The 17805-nt window shown below is 40.7% G+C and carries 18 protein-coding genes, 1 pseudogene and 1 riboswitch; of the genes and pseudogenes, 2 read left to right on the forward strand and 17 right to left on the reverse strand.

The window, feature by feature from the left end; genetic code table 11:
* Window positions 1-7: 7 nt before the first annotated feature.
* The 4 genes from LKW28_RS18065 to LKW28_RS18080 form a co-directional block, all read right to left on the reverse strand.
* Window positions 8-694: a heptaprenylglyceryl phosphate synthase gene (locus tag LKW28_RS18065; protein WP_229141843.1), complete on the reverse strand. Its 687-nt coding sequence runs from the start codon at window positions 692-694 to the stop codon at window positions 8-10.
* A 129-nt stretch (window positions 695-823) separates the two neighbouring features.
* Window positions 824-1126, reverse strand: a complete 303-nt coding sequence (locus LKW28_RS18070; protein ID WP_229141844.1) for a YerC/YecD family TrpR-related protein — start codon at window positions 1124-1126, stop codon at window positions 824-826.
* A 26-nt stretch (window positions 1127-1152) separates the two neighbouring features.
* Complete coding sequence (locus LKW28_RS18075; RefSeq protein ID WP_229141845.1) at window positions 1153-2205, reverse strand: DUF3048 domain-containing protein; 1053 nt, start codon at window positions 2203-2205, stop codon at window positions 1153-1155.
* A 268-nt stretch (window positions 2206-2473) separates the two neighbouring features.
* A complete protein-coding gene (locus LKW28_RS18080) occupies window positions 2474-4216 on the reverse strand; it encodes an adenine deaminase C-terminal domain-containing protein (RefSeq protein WP_229141846.1) in 1743 nt (580 codons plus the stop codon).
* A gap of 146 nt (window positions 4217-4362) precedes the next feature.
* Here LKW28_RS18080 and LKW28_RS18085 point away from each other — a divergent pair, with 146 nt between their 5' ends.
* On the forward strand, window positions 4363-4620 hold the full coding sequence (locus LKW28_RS18085; RefSeq protein ID WP_229141847.1) for a YgaP family membrane protein: 258 nt from the start codon (window positions 4363-4365) through the stop codon (window positions 4618-4620).
* 133 nt (window positions 4621-4753) lie between these two features.
* On the opposite strand, the gene purD is transcribed toward LKW28_RS18085, so the two are convergent.
* The 12 genes and pseudogenes from purD to LKW28_RS18145 all read right to left on the reverse strand — a co-directional run bounded on the left by purD (window position 4754) and on the right by LKW28_RS18145 (window position 16553).
* The gene (gene purD, locus LKW28_RS18090; protein WP_229141848.1) at window positions 4754-6046 is read right to left on the reverse strand and encodes a phosphoribosylamine--glycine ligase; all 1293 of its coding nucleotides are present in this window, start codon (window positions 6044-6046) and stop codon (window positions 4754-4756) included.
* 38 nt (window positions 6047-6084) lie between these two features.
* A pseudogene (purH, locus tag LKW28_RS18095) lies at window positions 6085-7658 on the reverse strand (bifunctional phosphoribosylaminoimidazolecarboxamide formyltransferase/IMP cyclohydrolase).
* A gap of 13 nt (window positions 7659-7671) precedes the next feature.
* Complete coding sequence (purN, locus tag LKW28_RS18100) at window positions 7672-8256, reverse strand: phosphoribosylglycinamide formyltransferase (RefSeq protein ID WP_229141849.1); 585 nt, start codon at window positions 8254-8256, stop codon at window positions 7672-7674.
* The gene (gene purM, locus LKW28_RS18105; protein ID WP_229141850.1) at window positions 8253-9293 is read right to left on the reverse strand and encodes a phosphoribosylformylglycinamidine cyclo-ligase; all 1041 of its coding nucleotides are present in this window, start codon (window positions 9291-9293) and stop codon (window positions 8253-8255) included. Before purM ends, purN begins: the two co-directional genes overlap by 4 nt.
* Window positions 9294-9318: 25 nt before the next feature.
* Entirely contained in the window at window positions 9319-10737 is a 1419-nt protein-coding gene (purF, locus tag LKW28_RS18110) for an amidophosphoribosyltransferase (RefSeq protein WP_229141851.1), read from the reverse strand.
* Window positions 10713-12941 carry a phosphoribosylformylglycinamidine synthase subunit PurL gene (purL, locus tag LKW28_RS18115; protein ID WP_229141852.1) on the reverse strand — a complete coding sequence of 743 codons (2229 nt, stop codon included), beginning with the start codon at window positions 12939-12941 and terminating at the stop codon, window positions 10713-10715. Before purL ends, purF begins: the two co-directional genes overlap by 25 nt.
* Window positions 12925-13611 carry a phosphoribosylformylglycinamidine synthase subunit PurQ gene (gene purQ / locus LKW28_RS18120; RefSeq protein WP_229141853.1) on the reverse strand — a complete coding sequence of 229 codons (687 nt, stop codon included), beginning with the start codon at window positions 13609-13611 and terminating at the stop codon, window positions 12925-12927. Before purQ ends, purL begins: the two co-directional genes overlap by 17 nt.
* Complete coding sequence (gene purS / locus LKW28_RS18125) at window positions 13608-13862, reverse strand: phosphoribosylformylglycinamidine synthase subunit PurS (RefSeq protein ID WP_229141854.1); 255 nt, start codon at window positions 13860-13862, stop codon at window positions 13608-13610. Before purS ends, purQ begins: the two co-directional genes overlap by 4 nt.
* Window positions 13863-13921: 59 nt before the next feature.
* A complete protein-coding gene (purK, locus tag LKW28_RS18130) occupies window positions 13922-15070 on the reverse strand; it encodes a 5-(carboxyamino)imidazole ribonucleotide synthase (protein WP_229141855.1) in 1149 nt (382 codons plus the stop codon).
* Complete coding sequence (gene purE / locus LKW28_RS18135; RefSeq protein ID WP_229141856.1) at window positions 15057-15545, reverse strand: 5-(carboxyamino)imidazole ribonucleotide mutase; 489 nt, start codon at window positions 15543-15545, stop codon at window positions 15057-15059. Before purE ends, purK begins: the two co-directional genes overlap by 14 nt.
* 95 nt (window positions 15546-15640) lie before the next feature.
* Window positions 15641-15742, reverse strand: a riboswitch (purine riboswitch).
* 74 nt (window positions 15743-15816) lie between these two features.
* Window positions 15817-16014: an NETI motif-containing protein gene (locus tag LKW28_RS18140; protein WP_229141857.1), complete on the reverse strand. Its 198-nt coding sequence runs from the start codon at window positions 16012-16014 to the stop codon at window positions 15817-15819.
* Window positions 16011-16553 (reverse strand): DUF2179 domain-containing protein, encoded by a 543-nt coding sequence (locus tag LKW28_RS18145; protein WP_229141858.1) that lies wholly within the window; start codon window positions 16551-16553, stop codon window positions 16011-16013. Before LKW28_RS18145 ends, LKW28_RS18140 begins: the two co-directional genes overlap by 4 nt.
* Before the next feature lie 185 nt (window positions 16554-16738).
* On the opposite strand from LKW28_RS18145, the gene LKW28_RS18150 reads away from it, so the two are divergent.
* Complete coding sequence (locus LKW28_RS18150) at window positions 16739-17173, forward strand: Hsp20/alpha crystallin family protein (RefSeq protein ID WP_229141859.1); 435 nt, start codon at window positions 16739-16741, stop codon at window positions 17171-17173.
* A gap of 35 nt (window positions 17174-17208) precedes the next feature.
* On the opposite strand, the gene LKW28_RS18155 is transcribed toward LKW28_RS18150, so the two are convergent.
* A complete protein-coding gene (locus LKW28_RS18155; RefSeq protein WP_229141860.1) occupies window positions 17209-17523 on the reverse strand; it encodes a DUF3784 domain-containing protein in 315 nt (104 codons plus the stop codon).
* Between the last annotated feature and the right edge of the window lie 282 nt (window positions 17524-17805).

Here is a 17805-nt window from a genome sequence, read left to right on the forward strand (position 1 = left end):
TCCATAGTTACCCCTTAACAGCATGTACTGTTTTTAAGGCTATATTTATATCTTCATAAATAATATTTCCAACTACAACTGTGTCTGCAAGCTGCCCCATTTCATTCGCTTGCTGGACGGTCTTGATACCACCACCATAAAACAGCTTCGTTGATTTGAGATTGTCTTGTACCGCCTCGACGATTTCCTTATCTCCATAGATCCCGCTATATTCTAAGTAAAAAATAGGGAGCGAAAACATTTTTTCTGCCATCGTTGCATAGGCCACGATATCATCCTTGCTTAAGGAAGCATTGGCGCCAGTCACCTTAGCAGCCTTACATTTTTCATTGAGGATGCAATAACCCTGCATAATCATTTCATCCCAATTCATGACGTCCCCATATTCCTTAACCGCCTCGTGGTGCAGACCCATCATCCATCTTGTGTCACTGCTATTTAAAACGGTTGGTATAAAATATAAATCAAAGCCAGGAGTGACTGACTCTACATTTGAAATTTCTAATACAACTGGTACAGTATAACGTCGGATCAAAGACATAAGGTGCAAAACATTGTCTAATGTGACCCCATCCGTACCACCAACTATAATCGCATCTGTACCAGATTCACAAATTGCATCTAAATGTTCATTGCTGATTTCCTTATTTGGATCCAGCTTAAAAACATGTCTCCATTCTCTAAAATCGTACATGAAGATCCTCCATTCATCATTCCATTCCTCCATTATAACAAAACTACACGCATCTATTAATACCTGGACAATAAAACCAATAAAATCAAAAAAAGTCGAAACCCAAGGGTTCCGACTTTTTCGTATCCATTATTGGTTATCCGATTCCTTCACACGGTCAAGCGCCATTTGATAGGCATCATTCCCATAATTTAAGCAACGTTTTACACGTGAAATAGTTGCTGTACTTGCACCTGTTTCTGTTTCAATCTTATGGTATGTGTTACCCTCTTGCAGCATTCTTGCAACCTCAAGACGCTGGGCCAATGACTGAATTTCATTTACTGTACATAAGTCATCAAAGAATCGATAGCACTCCTCAAGGTCATTAAGTGAAAGGACTGCATTAAATAATTGATCAAGTTCTTTCCCGCGTAGTTTATCAATTTGCATATAGATAGTATCTCCCTTTTTAAGATCTAATTTCCAAATGAAACGGCGCCTGAAATTCCTGGTGATGTTGGAATAATATTAATCCACGTTTTTCCTGGTACAAAGCCGATCTCTTTCCCATTCGCCATAGGAACAATTCGTCCATCAACATTTTTCCATTCAATTTCTTGAGCTTTACCTTTTTGAAGCAAATAGCCTTTGCCTCCAGAGGTCACATCAATTGCACGTCTGCCATAATCATCAATCAAGCGATGATTCATTTCAACGATTAGCACATTATCAAGCAGTACCGGTGTATCGGTTTCACGGTCTGCGGTTTGCTCGCCTCCGCTATAACGCTCATACTTTCCTTTATCTGCATTATAATCATAGACAGCCGCAAAAATATCTCTTGATGAATAGGACACTCGAACATGTTCAGCTAATGTTCCTTCAATTCCGCCAACTTCATCTTCAGATAAAAATACAAAGCTTGGAACTTCTTCTTTCATTGAATATCCTTGTTTGTCTGCCCCTTTTACGATATTTTCAAATGAAATATACGAGTTATGCGGAGCGACATTATGGTCAGCTCTCCAGAATAGAGTGCCATCATATACCATTCCATTTATGTTGTCGACTTTCCCGCTGTTCAGAATTTCCTGAGCCTCAGGGCTCCATCCATGTGCCACATATAGGGCATCAAAGCCTTTGCTCAATTCAATATAATAATCTCTCGCACTGCGAACAGGTCCAATAATCTTTGGTTGCTCACTTTGGAACACCGCCAGGAAACGAGTAACATCTCCCTCGGCTAACACTTCATACACAACATCAGCCATGTGTAAACCGGATTGCGGACGTGCTTGCGGATGATTGTTAACCATGACAGCAAATGGACGATTGTTCACATTGTCATTTGTTTCAATCCCTGTTAATGGAAATACATGTTCAAACTCTTGGCTTGGTTCCTCTTTTGCAACCGGCTCAGTTTGTTTTGGTTCATGCTCATCCTGGTGTTTTGCTGCTTCCTCTTTATTACTACATGCTGCTGTTAGAAGTAATAGGAAAATTCCTAGAATGTAAAATGTCTTTTTCATAATTGAGCACACAACCTTTATTAAATAAAATTAAAATGTCTTTTGGCTCTTTGCATTAGTAAGATCAAATGCGCCTTGGCGTATTTGCGCCCAGATTTTTTCGAGCATGCTCGAAAAATTACCTTTAAAAATCTGTGGCATCCGCCGGAGGCTTTAACTTTATTCAGCCGGATTTTGAACCCCGACTGAATTGGAGACTCTTTTGCATTCATCCCCCACTTTTAGAAGTAGGAGACTTCTTCTGAATAAAGTTAAATCCTTTTATATTTTAACGCATTATTGACGGAAAGAGTACTATTTTATTCATGACATCATAAATCCCTTGAGGTGTGATGCGAATATACGGCAAATGTGTAGACGACAAAAATGTCAGTGTATAGATGGGATCGCTGTGGTTATACCCGCGTTCCCGCATTAAACGAACAAACTCTTTCTCAAGCGAACTTAATTCTACCACAGATTTTGTTGATGTTACTCCACTTATATCTAATGGTATTTCATGAAGTATGTCACCGTTTTCAGTTAAGACTATACCACCGCCAATTTCTTTCATCCGATTAAAGGCCAAAAGCATATCCTTTTTATTTTTACCAATTAATACAAAATCACCCGAATTTGAAAAAGAACTTGCAAATCCTGAGATCCGGTTAGCAAAACCTTTTACGATTGTGTTAACACGCCATTTTCCTTCTCTGTCCAATAGCATTAGAAAGCTCTCATCATGTTCCATTGAAAGCTCATCATACGAAGCGTCGATGGATATCGAATACGGTTTCATTATAACAGCATTCTCCATCTTCATCCCAAATGGCATTGAAAACTGAAGATCATCAAGCGTCAGTTCCCAATTGGATTCCAGGTTTGAAAAGCCTTGACTCATCCATGGAAATTCAGGGAATGCATTCTTATCTTGATTATCTCGCTTCACCCAAACGCCTTTAGCAAGAACAGACTCAGGGGTCGGGTTATCTTTTGCCGATAAAATATTTAGGTTTGCAATTCTTCCAGTTGCAATCATACCATGGAGGTTCTCCATATTGTAATGTCTTGCAACGTTAATGGTTGCCATATTGTACGCATCAATTAATGGAACGCCTTTTTCAATGGCAATTCTGATCATGTTATCAATAATTCCCTGTTCGTAAAACGCTGGCGGTGAACCATCAGTTGTGAAGATGAACTTATCGTACTGATCAATGCCAATTTCATGAATTTCATCTAAGATTTTTGGCAAGTCTGGACGGATTGAGGAATATCTTAATGACGTTGTGTATCCTTGAAGCAGGCGATTTAACACATCTGTTCCAGTCATCGATTCATGGTCACTATCAGCACCCAATAGCATCAGTTTTGCTAACGTTTTTTCTGAAGCCCCAGGAAAATGTCCTTCTACCTTTTTTCCGATTTTCTTCGTTTCTTGAATCCAGTGAAGCATCAGATCATCGCCATCAAGCAGCTTTGGCCATCCTGTTAACTCTCCGCCTTGAACAACTGAATCATGTTCAATCCAACTTAGTACATTCCCATTTGAAAAGGCTTGTTCCTCATGGTGAATTTCCGTCTGAGGATCATAGCGGCACCACCAGTACATCGTTACCGGAAGCTTCTTCATTTCTTCTATAAAAGAAAACGCTTTCTTTTTTGTCGTTTGTAAGGCCAGTACTAGGTTATCATTTATGATTGTTGTCGTCCCTGTTTGGGATGCATAGTGAGCTAATGAGTGGGGATTATATAAATGAAAAGAATGTGCATGAGGTTCAATATAACCTGGCACGACAAATTTCCCTTCACACTCAACAATTTCACAGTCAGTGAGTAGTGATGGTATCTGCTGGCCAACGTACACAATGCGATCCTGGTAAATCCAAATATGTGCGTTGATCCACTTTTTTAACATTTGATTTAAATACGTGACGTTTTTTAATAGAATCGTTGGCGATTTTTTTCCATCTATAACAGCAACATGTTCACGGAGTTGCTTATTTTTCCAACGGTATCGTTGCCCAACCATTTAACCATCTCTCCTCTGCTTAAAGCTTCGTGGAAGCGCTTTACATTATAGTACCATATTAATCGATTTAGTGCATTAAAGAAGTTGTGAAAATTTGTAAAAGTTTTTTCACTTTTTTGTAAAGAATGTGAATGGAGGTCATTCGTATGAAACCAAATATCGGGCTTATAAATTCGTTTATCCGAATAACCTGCGGATTAACGATGCTTGCATGGTCAACGTCAAAAATGGTAAAACGCCCTTGGCGCGAAAGCTTTATTTTGGTCGCAATGCTTGGAGGAATGAAGGTAGCCGAAGGGATCACTCGCTTTTGCCCGCTCACAGCTCTCTATTATGAATACTGTGAAAGAAAACAAGAAGCACCAGAGACACAGAAGCAGCTTCCTCCGGTAAATCCATCATAAAAAGGTAAGAGGGTGTCCCTCTTACCTTTTTGCGTTTTATAAATGCGCTTTATTATGGAATTGCGCGATAGCTCAGCATAATTGCGCGTTATTTTACGGAATTGCGCGATAGCCGGGCATAATTGCGCGTTAATTAAACGAATTGCGCTTTATTCTCAATAATTGCGCGATAAGCTATAGCCTTGTTTCCAATATCTTTTCGGTAAAATAGGTTTGAACATTGAATTTTTTCCGCTTCTTCGTAAACAAAGTTTTGTGCATCCTCAAGACTTTCACCGCTTGCTACAACTGTTAAAACCCTTCCGCCATTTGTAACAAATTGATCATTCACCAGATCCGTTCCGGCATGAAACACCGTAATTTTTTCATCTAAGCTGTGAAGTCCTTCAATGACTGCTCCCTTTTCATAGCTGTCTGGATAGCCTTTTGAAGCCAGCACCACACCTAGGGTTGCTTTGTTAGACCACTTGAGGTTAATCTCCTTTTGATCAAGCAAGCCTTCGATTACTTCGATAAGATCTGACTCTAACCTTGGGAGAACGACCTGTGTTTCAGGGTCGCCAAAACGAGCATTGTATTCAATAACTTTTGGCCCATTCTCAGTTAAAATTAACCCTGCATAGAGGATACCAGTAAAGCTTCTTCCTTCTGTTTCCATCGCTTGAACAGTTGGATTGATGATGGTTTCAATTGCTGTTTGGACAACTTCCTCTGAAATTTGCGGAACTGGGGAATAGGCGCCCATTCCTCCAGTGTTAGGACCTTCATCATTGTCAAAGGCACGCTTATGGTCCTGTGAAATGACCATTGGATAGGCTGTTTTTCCGTCCACAAAAGCCATTAATGAGAATTCTTCCCCTGCAAGAAACTCTTCAACGACAACCTGAGCACTTGCATCGCCGAATTTGTTTGCCTCAAGCATGTCATAGACGCTTGATAGGGCTTCTTCCAAGTTAAGAGCAACGGTCACACCCTTACCGGCAGCTAGACCATCCGCTTTGATTACGATCGGTGCGCCTCTTTCAAGAATGTATTGTTTGGCTTCTTCGTAAGATGTGAATGTTTCATATTCTGCAGTTGGAATATTATATTTTTTCATAATTTCCTTCGCAAACGATTTGCTGCCTTCAAGTAGTGCCGCTTCTTTTGTAGGTCCAAAAATGGCTAAGCCTTCTGCCTGGAATCGATTGACGATCCCATTGATCAACGGGACCTCCGGACCAACAAGGGTAAGGTCGATTTGTTCTTTCTTTACAAACTCAATTAAGTGATCAAAATCATTTTCATCAATGTTAACTAATGTTGCGATTGTCTTCATGCCTGGATTACCTGGAGCGGCATAAACGGTATCTACTTTTGGACTTTGGGCAAGCTTCCAAACAAGTGTATGTTCACGGCCACCACGGCCAACGACTAGTACCTTCATATTTATTCACCTCATCAATATTGGATTTAAAAAATAAATTAGTGTTTAAAATGACGTACTCCAGTAAAGACCATTGCGATTCCGTATTCGTCTGCTTTTTGAATAGACTCATCGTCACGGATTGATCCACCTGGTTGGATGATGGCTGTGATGCCTGCTTTTGCGGCCGCTTCAACAGTGTCACCCATTGGGAAGAAGGCATCTGATGCAAGTGCAGATCCTTTTGCTTTTTCACCCGCTTGATTAATCGCGATATTCGCTGAGCCAACACGGTTCATTTGACCTGCACCAATTCCAATTGTCATATCATCTTTTGCCAACACAATTGCATTTGATTTAACGTGTTTGACAACCTTCCAGCCAAGCTTTAAATCAGCCCATTCTTGCTCAGATGGTTCACGTTTTGTCGGGATGGAAATCGTTGCATCATCTAAGCCAAATGCATCTTCATCCTGGACTAGCAAGCCACCTCGAACAGATACAAGCTTCTTCTCGACCTTCTCGTCATCAGAAAAATCAACAGTGAGTAGACGTAAGTTTTTCTTTGAAGAAAGAATCTCAAAAGCTTCTTCGCTAAAAGATGGAGCTATAATAATTTCAAGGAAAATTTCGCGGAGTTTATGAGCCGTTTGTGCGTCAATTTCACGGTTAACAGCAATAATTCCGCCAAAAATCGACGTAGAATCGGCTTCATATGCCTTTTGATAAGCTTCCGCTAGAGTATTTCCAACCCCTACACCACAAGGGTTCATATGTTTAACTGCAACTGCAGCTGGCTCTTTAAATTCTTTGACGATTTGTAGAGCTGCATCAGCATCGTTAATGTTATTGTAAGATAATTCTTTTCCGTGTAATTGTGTTGCAGACGCAATGGAAAGAGATGTACCTAATGGCTTTTTATAAAATGCTGCCTTTTGATGTGGATTTTCTCCATAACGAAGATCTTGTTTTTTCTCATACGTAACAGTTAAGGATTCTGGGCTTTCTTCACCTGCAGCATTAGTTAAAAATTCAGCAATAACTGCATCATAAGCAGCAGTATGACGGAAAACCTTTGCACCTAGACGAAGCTTTGTTTCAGCTGTAACTTCACCGTTTTCAGTAATCTCAGCTAACACTGTGTCGTAATCCTGTGGATCCACTACAACTGTTACATACTTGTGGTTTTTGGCTGCCGAACGGAGCATTGAAGGTCCGCCAATATCAATGTTTTCAATTGCATCTGCAAACTGAACGTCTGGCTTTGCAATTGTTTGTTGGAATGGATATAGGTTTACAACAACTAAATCAATTGGCGTAATATGATGTTCTTGAAGCTGTTTTACATGGTCCTCATTCCCTCGAACTGCAAGAAGTCCACCATGAATATTTGGGTGAAGTGTTTTTACACGACCGTCCATGATTTCAGGAAAGCCTGTTACTTCTGAAATCCCGATTACTGTAAGTCCAGCCTCTTCCAGAGTACGCTTTGTACCCCCTGTTGAAATGNTTCCAGAGTACGCTTTGTACCCCCTGTTGAAATGACTTCAACACCTTTTTCAATTAAGCCTTTTACAAATGGAACAAGGCCTTGTTTATCAGAAACACTAACAAGTGCACGTTTGATTGTCACGTTAAATCGCTCCCTATTGTAGATTTTCACTCTTTGATGCTATAAGTGACTGCAGGACCTGCGGATAAAATTCATGTTCGATCCGATGTACTTTCTCCTCGATGCTTTCTAATGTATCTTCTGGTTCGATCGAAAGCTCCCTCTGTGCAATGATTGGGCCAGTATCCATTCCCTCGTCAACATAATGAATCGTAACACCAGTCATATCGGCCCCTGATTGAAATGCCTGACCAATCGCATCCTTACCAGGAAATGCAGGCAATAGTGACGGATGGATGTTCACAATTTTATTTCGATACGCATGTAAAAGAGTATCACCAATTAATCTCATATAACCTGCTAACACGATTAATTCTACATTTTTCGCACGTAGTTGTTCCACTATTTCGGCTTCAAAGTATGATTTTTCCGGATATTTTTTCGGTGAAAAAACAAAGGTATCCACCCATTCCTTTGAAGCACGCTCAATCACCTTTGCACCAGGCTTATCACAAACTAATAATTCAATTTTAGCAGCAAGTCTTCCTTCTTTTATCGAATCCACAATGGCTTGAAAGTTTGTGCCGCTTCCTGATGCAAAAACTGCTATCTTTTTCATACCAGTGCTCCTCCACCAAAGGTTACACCGTTTCCTTCTTTCATACGTCCAATAATAAACGCCTTTTCTCCTTGGTCTTCAAGAAGGCTAATCACATCATGCAGAACCGCTTCATCAATAGCAAGTACCATTCCAATTCCCATATTAAAAATATTAAACATTTCTTTTCGATCAAGGTTTCCAGTCTTTTGAAGCAGATCAAAAATTGGCGGGATTGGCCATGAGCCATAATCAACTTCCGCTCCCACACCATCTGGCAGCATACGAGGAATATTTTCGATGAAACCTCCACCTGTAATATGGGACATTCCCTTAATCTCAAATTTCTCCATTGCCTTAATCAAAGATTTCACATAAATTTTAGTAGGCTGTAAAAGCTCTTCACCTAATGGACGACCAATTTCTCCGTAGTTTTTCGCGAGGTCTAACTTACCGTCCTCAAGCAACACTTTACGTACGAGGGAATAGCCATTACTATGAATTCCGCTGGAAGAAAGTCCAATTAGCACATCTCCAGGTTTGATGGAAGCTCCTGTTACAAGCTTTGATTTTTCAGCAACACCGACTGAAAAACCAGCAAGGTCATATTCATCCTCACTATACATGCCTGGCATTTCAGCAGTCTCACCACCGATTAACGCACAACCCGCTTGTTCACAGCCATCTGCAATCCCTTTTACAATCTGTTCGATCTTTTCTGGTTGTGCTTTCCCACAAGCGATATAATCTAAAAAGTATAATGGCTCAGCGCCTTGAACCACAATATCATTCACACACATTGCAACTGCATCAATTCCAATCGTATCATGCTTATCCATCATAAAAGCCAACATGAGTTTCGTGCCAACACCGTCCGTGCCCGAAACTAATACAGGCTCTTTCACATTGACCTTTGAAAGGTCAAACATGCCGCCAAAGCTGCCTAGTCCCCCCATTACCTCAGGGCGAACTGTTTTCGCAACATGCTTTTTCATTCTGGAAACAGCCTCATAGCCTGCCTCAATGTCTACACCTGCTTGCTTATAAGCATTTGCCATCGTTCCTGAACACCTCTACTTTAAATTAAATGTATACTTTTTCATGCGGTAATACCGTGTCTGGGAAGATTTCAGTTGGATATTTTCCAGTAAAACAAGCCATACATTGTCCGCGTGTTTCCCCTTCAAACGGTCTTCCAATCGCTTTTACTAACCCTTCCGGACTTAAAAACGTTAATGAATCTGCCCCAATGATTTCACGGATTTCCTCAACTGAGTGTGAAGAAGCAATTAATTCCTCATGTGTTGAGGTGTCGATGCCGTAGAAGCATGGATTCTTCATTGGCGGTGAACTGATGCAGACATGCACTTCCGATGCACCTGCGTCTCGAAGCATTTTGACAATTCGTCGGCTTGTCGTCCCGCGTACAATTGAATCATCAACCATCACTACACGTTTTCCTTCGACAACACCACGAACAGCCGAGAGCTTCATTTTCACCCCTTGTTCCCGTAGTGATTGGGAAGGCTTAATAAAGGTTCTGCCTACATATCGATTTTTAATTAGACCAAGCTCATACGGAATTCCTGATTCTTCTGCATAACCGATGGCTGCTGAAATACTTGAATCAGGTACACCTGTTATTACATCGGCGTCAATAGGAGCTTCAAGCGCAAGCTGTTTGCCTAAATTTTTACGCGCGGTATGAACATTGATTCCGTCAATATTGCTATCAGGACGTGAAAAATAAATATATTCCATGCTGCACATTGCACGATTAGTCGATAATGAAAAACGTTCTGAATGGATGCCTTCATCATTGATGACGATTAATTCACCTGGCTCCACGTCTCTTTCAAACTTTGCACCCACGATATCAAATGCACAAGTCTCAGAAGCTACTACCCAAGCATCACCGATTCTTCCAAGTGATAGCGGACGAAGACCATTTGGATCAAGTGCAACAATCATTTTCTTTTCGGTCATAATTAGGAATGCATAAGCCCCTTTTAACATCGTTAAGGCATTTTTCACGCGGTCTTTGATTTTTGTATACCCGCTTTTTCTTGTTAAATGGGCGAGAACCTCTGTATCAGAAGAAGTTTGGAAAATACTGCCCTGGTTTTCCAGCTGATGTTTTAAGTCATTTGCATTTACAAGGTTTCCATTATGAGCAATTGCAAGTCCGCCTACTTGAGAATTAAAGAGGAGGGGCTGAACATTTTGAATGCCCCCACCCCCTGCTGTTGCATAACGAACATGCCCGATGGCAGCACTACCTTGTAGTTGTTCAAGCTGGCCATTGCCAAATACTTCGTTCACAAGGCCTTCACCTTTAACAATTCGAAGCTTTTCACCATTACTGACAACAATTCCGGCACCTTCTTGACCACGATGCTGTAAACTGTGTAATCCATAGTACGTGATTTGGGCTGCGTCTGGATGCCCCCAGATACCAAATACACCACATTCTTCGTTTAGGCCTTTGAGTTCAGCAAGCATGGGATAGCCCCTTTCCATGTACGTCGTAACTCATCAACTGGCAGATTGATAATCTCTTTACCAGCTTGATCCTCAATCATTAATGATCCATCTCCAGTTACTTCACCAACAAGATTTGCTTTTACTAGCTGTTCGAATTTTTCTTTGTTTTCTTTTTTGACTGATACGATAAAACGAGACTGTGTTTCACTGAATAATTCAGTTACTGTATCCCCTTTGATTTGAACCTTAACACCCAAGCCTTTTGCACCGAATGTCTTTTCCGCTAAGGCAACGGCAAATCCACCCTCTGCTACATCATGTGCAGAAGCAATTACACCTGCTCGAATCGCAGTCAATACTTGTTTTTGTCTTCTTCTCTCAATCTCTAAATCTAGTTCAGGTACAGGGCCATAAATTTCTCCATGGATTAATTTTTGAAGCTCACTGCCGGCGAATTCTTCTTTCGCTTCACCGATGACATAAACAAGGTCACCCGCTTCTTTGAATTCTTGAGTTGTTATATGAGAAACATCGTCAATCAAACCAACCATACCAATAACTGGTGTCGGATAAATGGCTTTCCCGTTCGTTTCATTGTAAAGTGACACGTTTCCACCAATAACTGGTGTATTTAGTACGCGGCACGCCTCACTAATACCATCCGCTGCTTTTTCAATCTGCCAAAAAATTTCTGGGTTCTCTGGATTACCAAAGTTCAAATTATCTGTAATCGCAAGTGGTGCAGCACCTGAACAAATGATGTTTCTGGCTGCTTCACTTACAGCGATTTGGCCGCCAACCTCTGGATCTAAATAGAGATATCTAGAGTTACAGTCAGTTGTCATCGCAAGAGCCTTATTAGTATCACGGATTCTTACAACAGCAGCATCCGAACCTGGAGCAACTACTGTATTTGTACGAACCATATAGTCATATTGATCATAGACCCATTCCTTACTTGCAATTGTAGGCTGTGCAAGTAAATCATGCAGTGTTTGCCCTACATTTTCTAGCTTAGGTGCTTCTACCTTCATTTCCTTAAATTCACGATAGAAGTGCGGCTCGCTAGACGGCTTATGATAAACAGGTGCATCTTCTGCTAGTGCATCAACCGGCACATCCGCAATAACTTCTCCCTTGTGTATGAGTCGAAATTGCTTGTCATCTGTAACATGTCCGATTGACACAGCTTCAAGGTCATATTTTTTCACGATGTCTTGAATTTCCTGCTCTCTTCCTTTTTCAACAACGATTAGCATACGTTCCTGTGATTCAGAAAGCATCATTTCGTAGCCTGTCATTCCTGTTTCACGTTGTGGGACAAGGTCAAGGTTCATTTCAATTCCTGAACCCGCTTTACTTGCCATTTCCGCTGAAGAACTTGTTAGACCAGCTGCACCCATGTCTTGGATTCCGACTAATGCATCAGATTTTATAATCTCTAAACTAGCTTCAAGCAATAATTTTTCCATAAATGGGTCCCCGACTTGTACAGCCGGACGCTTTGCATCTGAATCCTCTGTAAGCTCTTCAGAAGCAAACGTTGCACCATGGATTCCGTCACGGCCTGTTTTAGCACCGATATACATGACAGTGTTGCCAACACCTTTTGCCTGACCTTTTTGAATATCTTCATGGTTGATTAGACCAACACACATCGCGTTAACTAGTGGATTTCCTTCATAAGAAGAATCAAATTGAACTTCTCCACCAACCGTAGGAATTCCAATACAGTTTCCGTAGCCAGCGATTCCTGCCACTACTTCTTCAAACAAGTATTTTACTCTTGGTGACGTTAACTCACCAAAACGAAGTGAGTTTAATAGAGCGATAGGCCTTGCTCCCATTGAAAACACATCGCGGATAATTCCGCCCACACCTGTTGCAGCCCCTTGATATGGCTCAACTGCTGAAGGGTGGTTATGACTTTCAATTTTAAAAACAACCGCTTGGTTATCCCCAATATCAACGATCCCAGCACCTTCACCAGGTCCTTGAAGAACACGTTCACCAGTTGTCGGGAACTTTTGTAACACAGGCTTTGAGTTTTTATAGCTGCAATGCTCTGACCACATAACAGAGAACAATCCGGTCTCTGTGTAGTTTGGAAGTCTGCCTAAAATACTCACGACTAACTCAAATTCTGAATCACTTAAACCCATTTCACTATATATTTTTTCTTCCTTAATTTGCTGCGGACTTGGTTCAAGAAGTAACGACATTTGCTAACCTCCAATTTTTCACAATTGATTGAAATAGCTTAATTCCATCTGCACTGCCTAGTAGATCCTCAACCGCTCTCTCAGGATGAGGCATCATTCCCAGTACATTTCCTCGTTCATTTGTAATTCCTGCGATATCGGCAATACTTCCATTTGGATTTGTTCCGTGATACGTGAACGCGATTTGATTATTCGTACGTAATCCAGCAAGTGTTTGTTCATCACAATAATAGTTTCCCTCTCCATGGGCGATCGGAACTGTAATGACTTCTCCTTCTTCATATTCAGAAGTAAACATGGATGCATTGTTCTCTACACGAAGTTCCACTGGACGACACATAAACTTTAAGTTCTCATTACGGCGCATCGCTCCTGGCAATAGTCCTGCTTCTAATAAAATCTGGAATCCGTTACAAACACCGAGAATTGGCTTACCAGCCTCAGCCGCTTTTATAACCTCATCCATGACATTTGAAAAACGGGCAAGTGCCCCAGTGCGCAGGTAATCTCCATAAGAGAATCCTCCAGGAAGCAAAATACCATCGAATTCATCAAGATTGGTTTCATGATGTCCAACATATTCAACCTCTTCACCAAGTGCATCCTTGATCGCATGATACATATCCACATCACAATTTGAGCCTGGAAATACGATTACGGCAAATTTCACTGTGTGACAACCTCCTCAACCTCATAACGATAATCCTCAATCACTGTATTTGCTAATAGTTTCTCACAAATTTCTTTAACTGTTTGATCAAGGTCAGCTACCGTTTCATCAATTGTTAACTCCATATACTTACCGATACGAACATCCTTTACCTCTTGATAATTCAATTGGTGCAAGGACCCCTTCACAGCATTTCCTTGAGGATCTAAAACACTCTCACGTAATGTTACATAAACCTTTACTTTGTACATCATTTTTCCTCCTAGTCGTTTTAAAAATTTTGTTTTTATATCGCACCGGATCTTATCATTTAGACACGGGTGTATTGTGAATCCTTCCAAATTTGCAAGGAACCTGATTTTTCCAAAGCCTCTACTGCTGTATTTCCTAAGACGGTAATATGCCCCATCTTTCGTTTCACTTTTGCTTCTTTTTTTCCATAGAGGTGAACCTTCACACTTGATAAAAGAGATATTTTTTCAAGTAAAGGCTGAATGTGCTCGCCTAAAATATTGGTCATTACAACCGGTCGCAATAAAGTTGTTTCCCCTAGCGGCCAATTACAAACGGAGCGAACATGCTGATCAAATTGCGACGTCTCACAAGCATCGATTGAATAATGACCAGAGTTATGCGGACGCGGCGCCAATTCATTGATGTAGATTTCTCCCTCTTCAGTCACAAACATCTCAACTGCTAATGTTCCAACTAATTGAAATTCAGAAGCAAGCTTCAATGCCATTTCTTTTGCTTTGGCTTCTGTTTTTTCTGAAATCCGTGCCGGAACAATGGATTGGTGCAGAATATTGTCAACATGAATGTTTTCGGCAACGGGAAAAGTCTTAGCCTCTCCTGCCGGGTTTCTTGTGACAATGACCGAAACTTCTTTTTCAAATGGTACCCATGCTTCCAAAATGCACATTCCAGACGCAAGAAGTTTTGCTGCCTCTTTGATATCCGCACTCTTTTTCAAGACAAACTGACCTTTTCCGTCATACCCGCCACGACATGTTTTTAAAACGGAGGGAACACCAATTGTCCGGGCAGCCTCAGCTAATTGCTCTTCATTTTCAACAAGAAGAAACGGAGCTACACTCAAACCAAGTTCCTGAATCGCACTCTTTTCTGTACCACGATCCTGCGTGATTTTTAATATATGACTGCCTTGAGGTAGTTTCGCATTCTCTTCAAGCCACGTTAAAGCCTCATAATCTATATTTTCAAATTCATACGTGAGCACATCACTCACGCTTGCTAATTGTTTAATTGCTTCAAGGTCATCGTAATTGGCGGTAATTTCGATATCCGCTACCTGCCCACATGGTGAGTTCGGTGTTGGGTCTAGGACAGCAACAAAAAATCCCATTTCCTTAGCCGAAATGGCCATCATGCGACCAAGCTGTCCACCACCAATAATGCCAATTGTTTGCCCTGGTAAAATTCGATTATTCAAGTTCATCACTACTTTCTAGTACTTGAATCTTTCTAGTTTCTCTTATCTCAACTAGCTTCTGATCCCATTCCGGATTGGATGTTCCCAGAATGGAGGCTGCCAGTAATCCTGCATTCGTAGCACCTGCTTTACCAATTGCAACTGTTGCAACTGGTACTCCACCAGGCATTTGAACGATGGATAAAAGTGAATCAAGTCCATTTAATGCTCTCGATTGAACCGGAACTCCGATGACAGGTAAAGTCGTTTTCGCTGCAACCATACCTGGTAGATGGGCAGCACCACCTGCTCCTGCAATGATGACCTTAATGCCTCGTTCCTTTGCTTTATCCGCATATTCAAACATAAGATCTGGTGTACGATGAGCCGATACAACCTTTTTTTCATAAGGAATTCCGATCTCATCTAGTACATTGCAAGCTTCCTTCATCGTTTCCCAATCTGAAGTACTTCCCATAATTACACCAACTACTGGATTCATAAGATCCTCCTTTAAAATGAAAAATGCCCAGGCAAAGATTGTTTTCCGAAAAGGGGAAAGCAATCCTACCTGGGCATTCCATGTCAAGAATAGGTAAAATTATACTTTTCCCTCATAGTCCAATAATTTACGGTTATCGGGTAGAAACTTATGGGCCATATTCCCAAGATTATATGAGGTATATTTTCTAACCTAATCTTAACAACAGTTAGATTCAATTGTCAATTAATATCGAACGTTTTACAAAAAATTCATTTTTAATGTTCGTGTTTTACTGTAATTTCCCTTCAAAAACGATCTTTCTCCCGCAGGCTTCGACGACAATCTCCCCATTTCGCTTGATCTCCTTAAACACAGGCTCTTCCATTCTTCTGACGGGGAAATACCCTTCCGCCTGCATCCGATCAAGGCATTGCCCAATTGTTTCATTTTCTTTTACTTCAAATTTCTGTTTCTTTGGTTTGCTCATGATTCAAGCTTTCCTCTCCTTACCGCTTTAACCCAGAATCCGCCGTGAATGGACTTCGGTTCAGATGCAATCACAAACGCCTTCGGATCAACTTCCGTAATGGTTTTATATAATTTTATCTCATATTTGCGTGGAGTTAAAATTGTCATTGACAATCTGTCCCCCTCTCTCCCCTGTGACATCCAGGTTGTAACCCCGTATCCCTCATCTCGCAAGCGCTTTGGCAAATCCAATTCATATTCCTTTGTTATCACATGTACGGTGATATATCCAAGTGCAAGCTTTTCTTCAATCTTCATTCCAACAATTACACCAATCCCATAGCCAACTGCATATGCAACTAAGTTCTGAATTTGATTTAAATTATCTAACACCAATCCAAGCCCAACGACATAAATTACAACCTCAACTGTACTAATCAACGCAGCCAAATATCGCTGGCCCTTCAACGTTAGGATCATCCTAATCGTAAAAAAAGACACGTATACAATATTAATTAGTAAAATAATTGCCACCATGACATACGCATTCGTGAGCATGTAAACTCCCCCTTAGGAATCATTCCTTCATTTAGCTTTCCAAAGAATTCATTGTACTAAACATTTACCCTTAAGAATACTACTCAAAACATATTATCATGAATTTTTAAGTAGGCACATACCAATTCTTACAGCCATATACTACGTTACAGAAATCTGTCATTTAGAGGAGGGAAAAACAGCCCATGAAAATGGATCAATTTAAAAATATGAATAATTGGCAAAAGCAATGGGACCATTTTTTTGGTGATGAGTTTTGGAGCGGATTCGCCCCATTTTTCGATAACGCCCATTCTCAGCTAAATATCTATCAAGGTGAAAATGAACTCTTAGTCGTCTTGAGCTTACCTGGACTTGCAAAAGTGGAAGACGTCGACATATTTGTAAACCATCAATCCCTAGAAGTACAAGGAAAAATCAATATGAATTTTAAAGGATTTGATATCGTTCAAGAGGGCATCTTTCAAGGAAAGTTCGAAAGAGAAATACAACTCCCATACAATGTAAAAGAAGACCGTATAAAAGCAAGCTACAAACGAGGACTCCTATTCATCCACCTTCATAAACAAATCCCTGACGATTCTCGAAAAAAAGTGGAGGTACTAGATCGAGATAAATAATATGAAAAAATCCCTCACATTTGGTGGGGGATTGGTTATTTTGGATCAGTTGGCTTATTCAGTTTATTTACATAGATAACAAGGACAACCGAACCAATCGTGATGACAGCACCAAAAAGCAAGCCAAAGAACTCACTTACAAACTCCAGCCCAAACGGCAGTAAGACGGTAAGCAAACCAACGATGATTGTAAATAAGCCCACAGCCTTTGCTAGCTTTTCCTTGTCTCCCTTATAAGTGTGTTCATTATAACCCGCAATAAATGAAAGATACTTTTTCTTCCATATAAGAAAACCCATTAAGATACAAAAAAGACCTACAATGAAACATACGATGAATCCGGCGAGCATTGGATATCCTCCTTTTTTGTTGTATACGATATCTACGGATTGGGGAGGGGGAAGGTTTCAGGAACTTTGGGACTGCAGTATATCAGGTTGAGATTTTTAGCGTGGTGATATACCGAAGAGGCGGGTTGCGGTATACCATTTATCGTTTCTCGACTCAGTGTTATACCGGTAATCCTCTTTGATTCTTTTGGCAACAAAAAAAGACCAACCATAATGGCTGATCTTTTTGGGTGCCTAGCGACGTCCTACTCTCACAGGGACAAAGTCCCAACTACCATCGGC

Source organism: Bacillus sp. REN16 (assembly GCF_020731355.1).
In the GTDB taxonomy this organism is placed as follows: domain Bacteria; phylum Bacillota; class Bacilli; order Bacillales; family Bacillaceae_L; genus Ferdinandcohnia.

Excerpts from the sequence above, each read along its gene's own strand:
- LKW28_RS18070 (WP_229141844.1), bottom strand. The coding sequence starts at position 1,126 with ATGCAAATTGATAAACTACGCGGGAAAGAACTTGATCAATTATTTAAT.
- LKW28_RS18085 (WP_229141847.1), top strand. The coding sequence starts at position 4,363 with ATGAAACCAAATATCGGGCTTATAAATTCGTTTATCCGAATAACCTGC.
- purL (WP_229141852.1), bottom strand. The coding sequence starts at position 12,941 with ATGTCGTTACTTCTTGAACCAAGTCCGCAGCAAATTAAGGAAGAAAAA.
- purE (WP_229141856.1), bottom strand. The coding sequence starts at position 15,545 with ATGAATCCAGTAGTTGGTGTAATTATGGGAAGTACTTCAGATTGGGAA.
- LKW28_RS18155 (WP_229141860.1), bottom strand. The coding sequence starts at position 17,523 with ATGCTCGCCGGATTCATCGTATGTTTCATTGTAGGTCTTTTTTGTATC.
- LKW28_RS18080 (WP_229141846.1), bottom strand. The coding sequence starts at position 4,216 with ATGGTTGGGCAACGATACCGTTGGAAAAATAAGCAACTCCGTGAACAT.
- LKW28_RS18065 (WP_229141843.1), bottom strand. The coding sequence starts at position 694 with ATGTACGATTTTAGAGAATGGAGACATGTTTTTAAGCTGGATCCAAAT.
- purN (WP_229141849.1), bottom strand. The coding sequence starts at position 8,256 with ATGAAAAAGATAGCAGTTTTTGCATCAGGAAGCGGCACAAACTTTCAA.
- purK (WP_229141855.1), bottom strand. The coding sequence starts at position 15,070 with ATGAACTTGAATAATCGAATTTTACCAGGGCAAACAATTGGCATTATT.
- LKW28_RS18140 (WP_229141857.1), bottom strand. The coding sequence starts at position 16,014 with ATGAGCAAACCAAAGAAACAGAAATTTGAAGTAAAAGAAAATGAAACA.
- LKW28_RS18075 (WP_229141845.1), bottom strand. The coding sequence starts at position 2,205 with ATGAAAAAGACATTTTACATTCTAGGAATTTTCCTATTACTTCTAACA.
- purM (WP_229141850.1), bottom strand. The coding sequence starts at position 9,293 with ATGGCAAATGCTTATAAGCAAGCAGGTGTAGACATTGAGGCAGGCTAT.
- LKW28_RS18145 (WP_229141858.1), bottom strand. The coding sequence starts at position 16,553 with ATGCTCACGAATGCGTATGTCATGGTGGCAATTATTTTACTAATTAAT.
- LKW28_RS18150 (WP_229141859.1), top strand. The coding sequence starts at position 16,739 with ATGAAAATGGATCAATTTAAAAATATGAATAATTGGCAAAAGCAATGG.
- purF (WP_229141851.1), bottom strand. The coding sequence starts at position 10,737 with ATGCTTGCTGAACTCAAAGGCCTAAACGAAGAATGTGGTGTATTTGGT.
- purD (WP_229141848.1), bottom strand. The coding sequence starts at position 6,046 with ATGAAGGTACTAGTCGTTGGCCGTGGTGGCCGTGAACATACACTTGTT.
- purS (WP_229141854.1), bottom strand. The coding sequence starts at position 13,862 with ATGTACAAAGTAAAGGTTTATGTAACATTACGTGAGAGTGTTTTAGAT.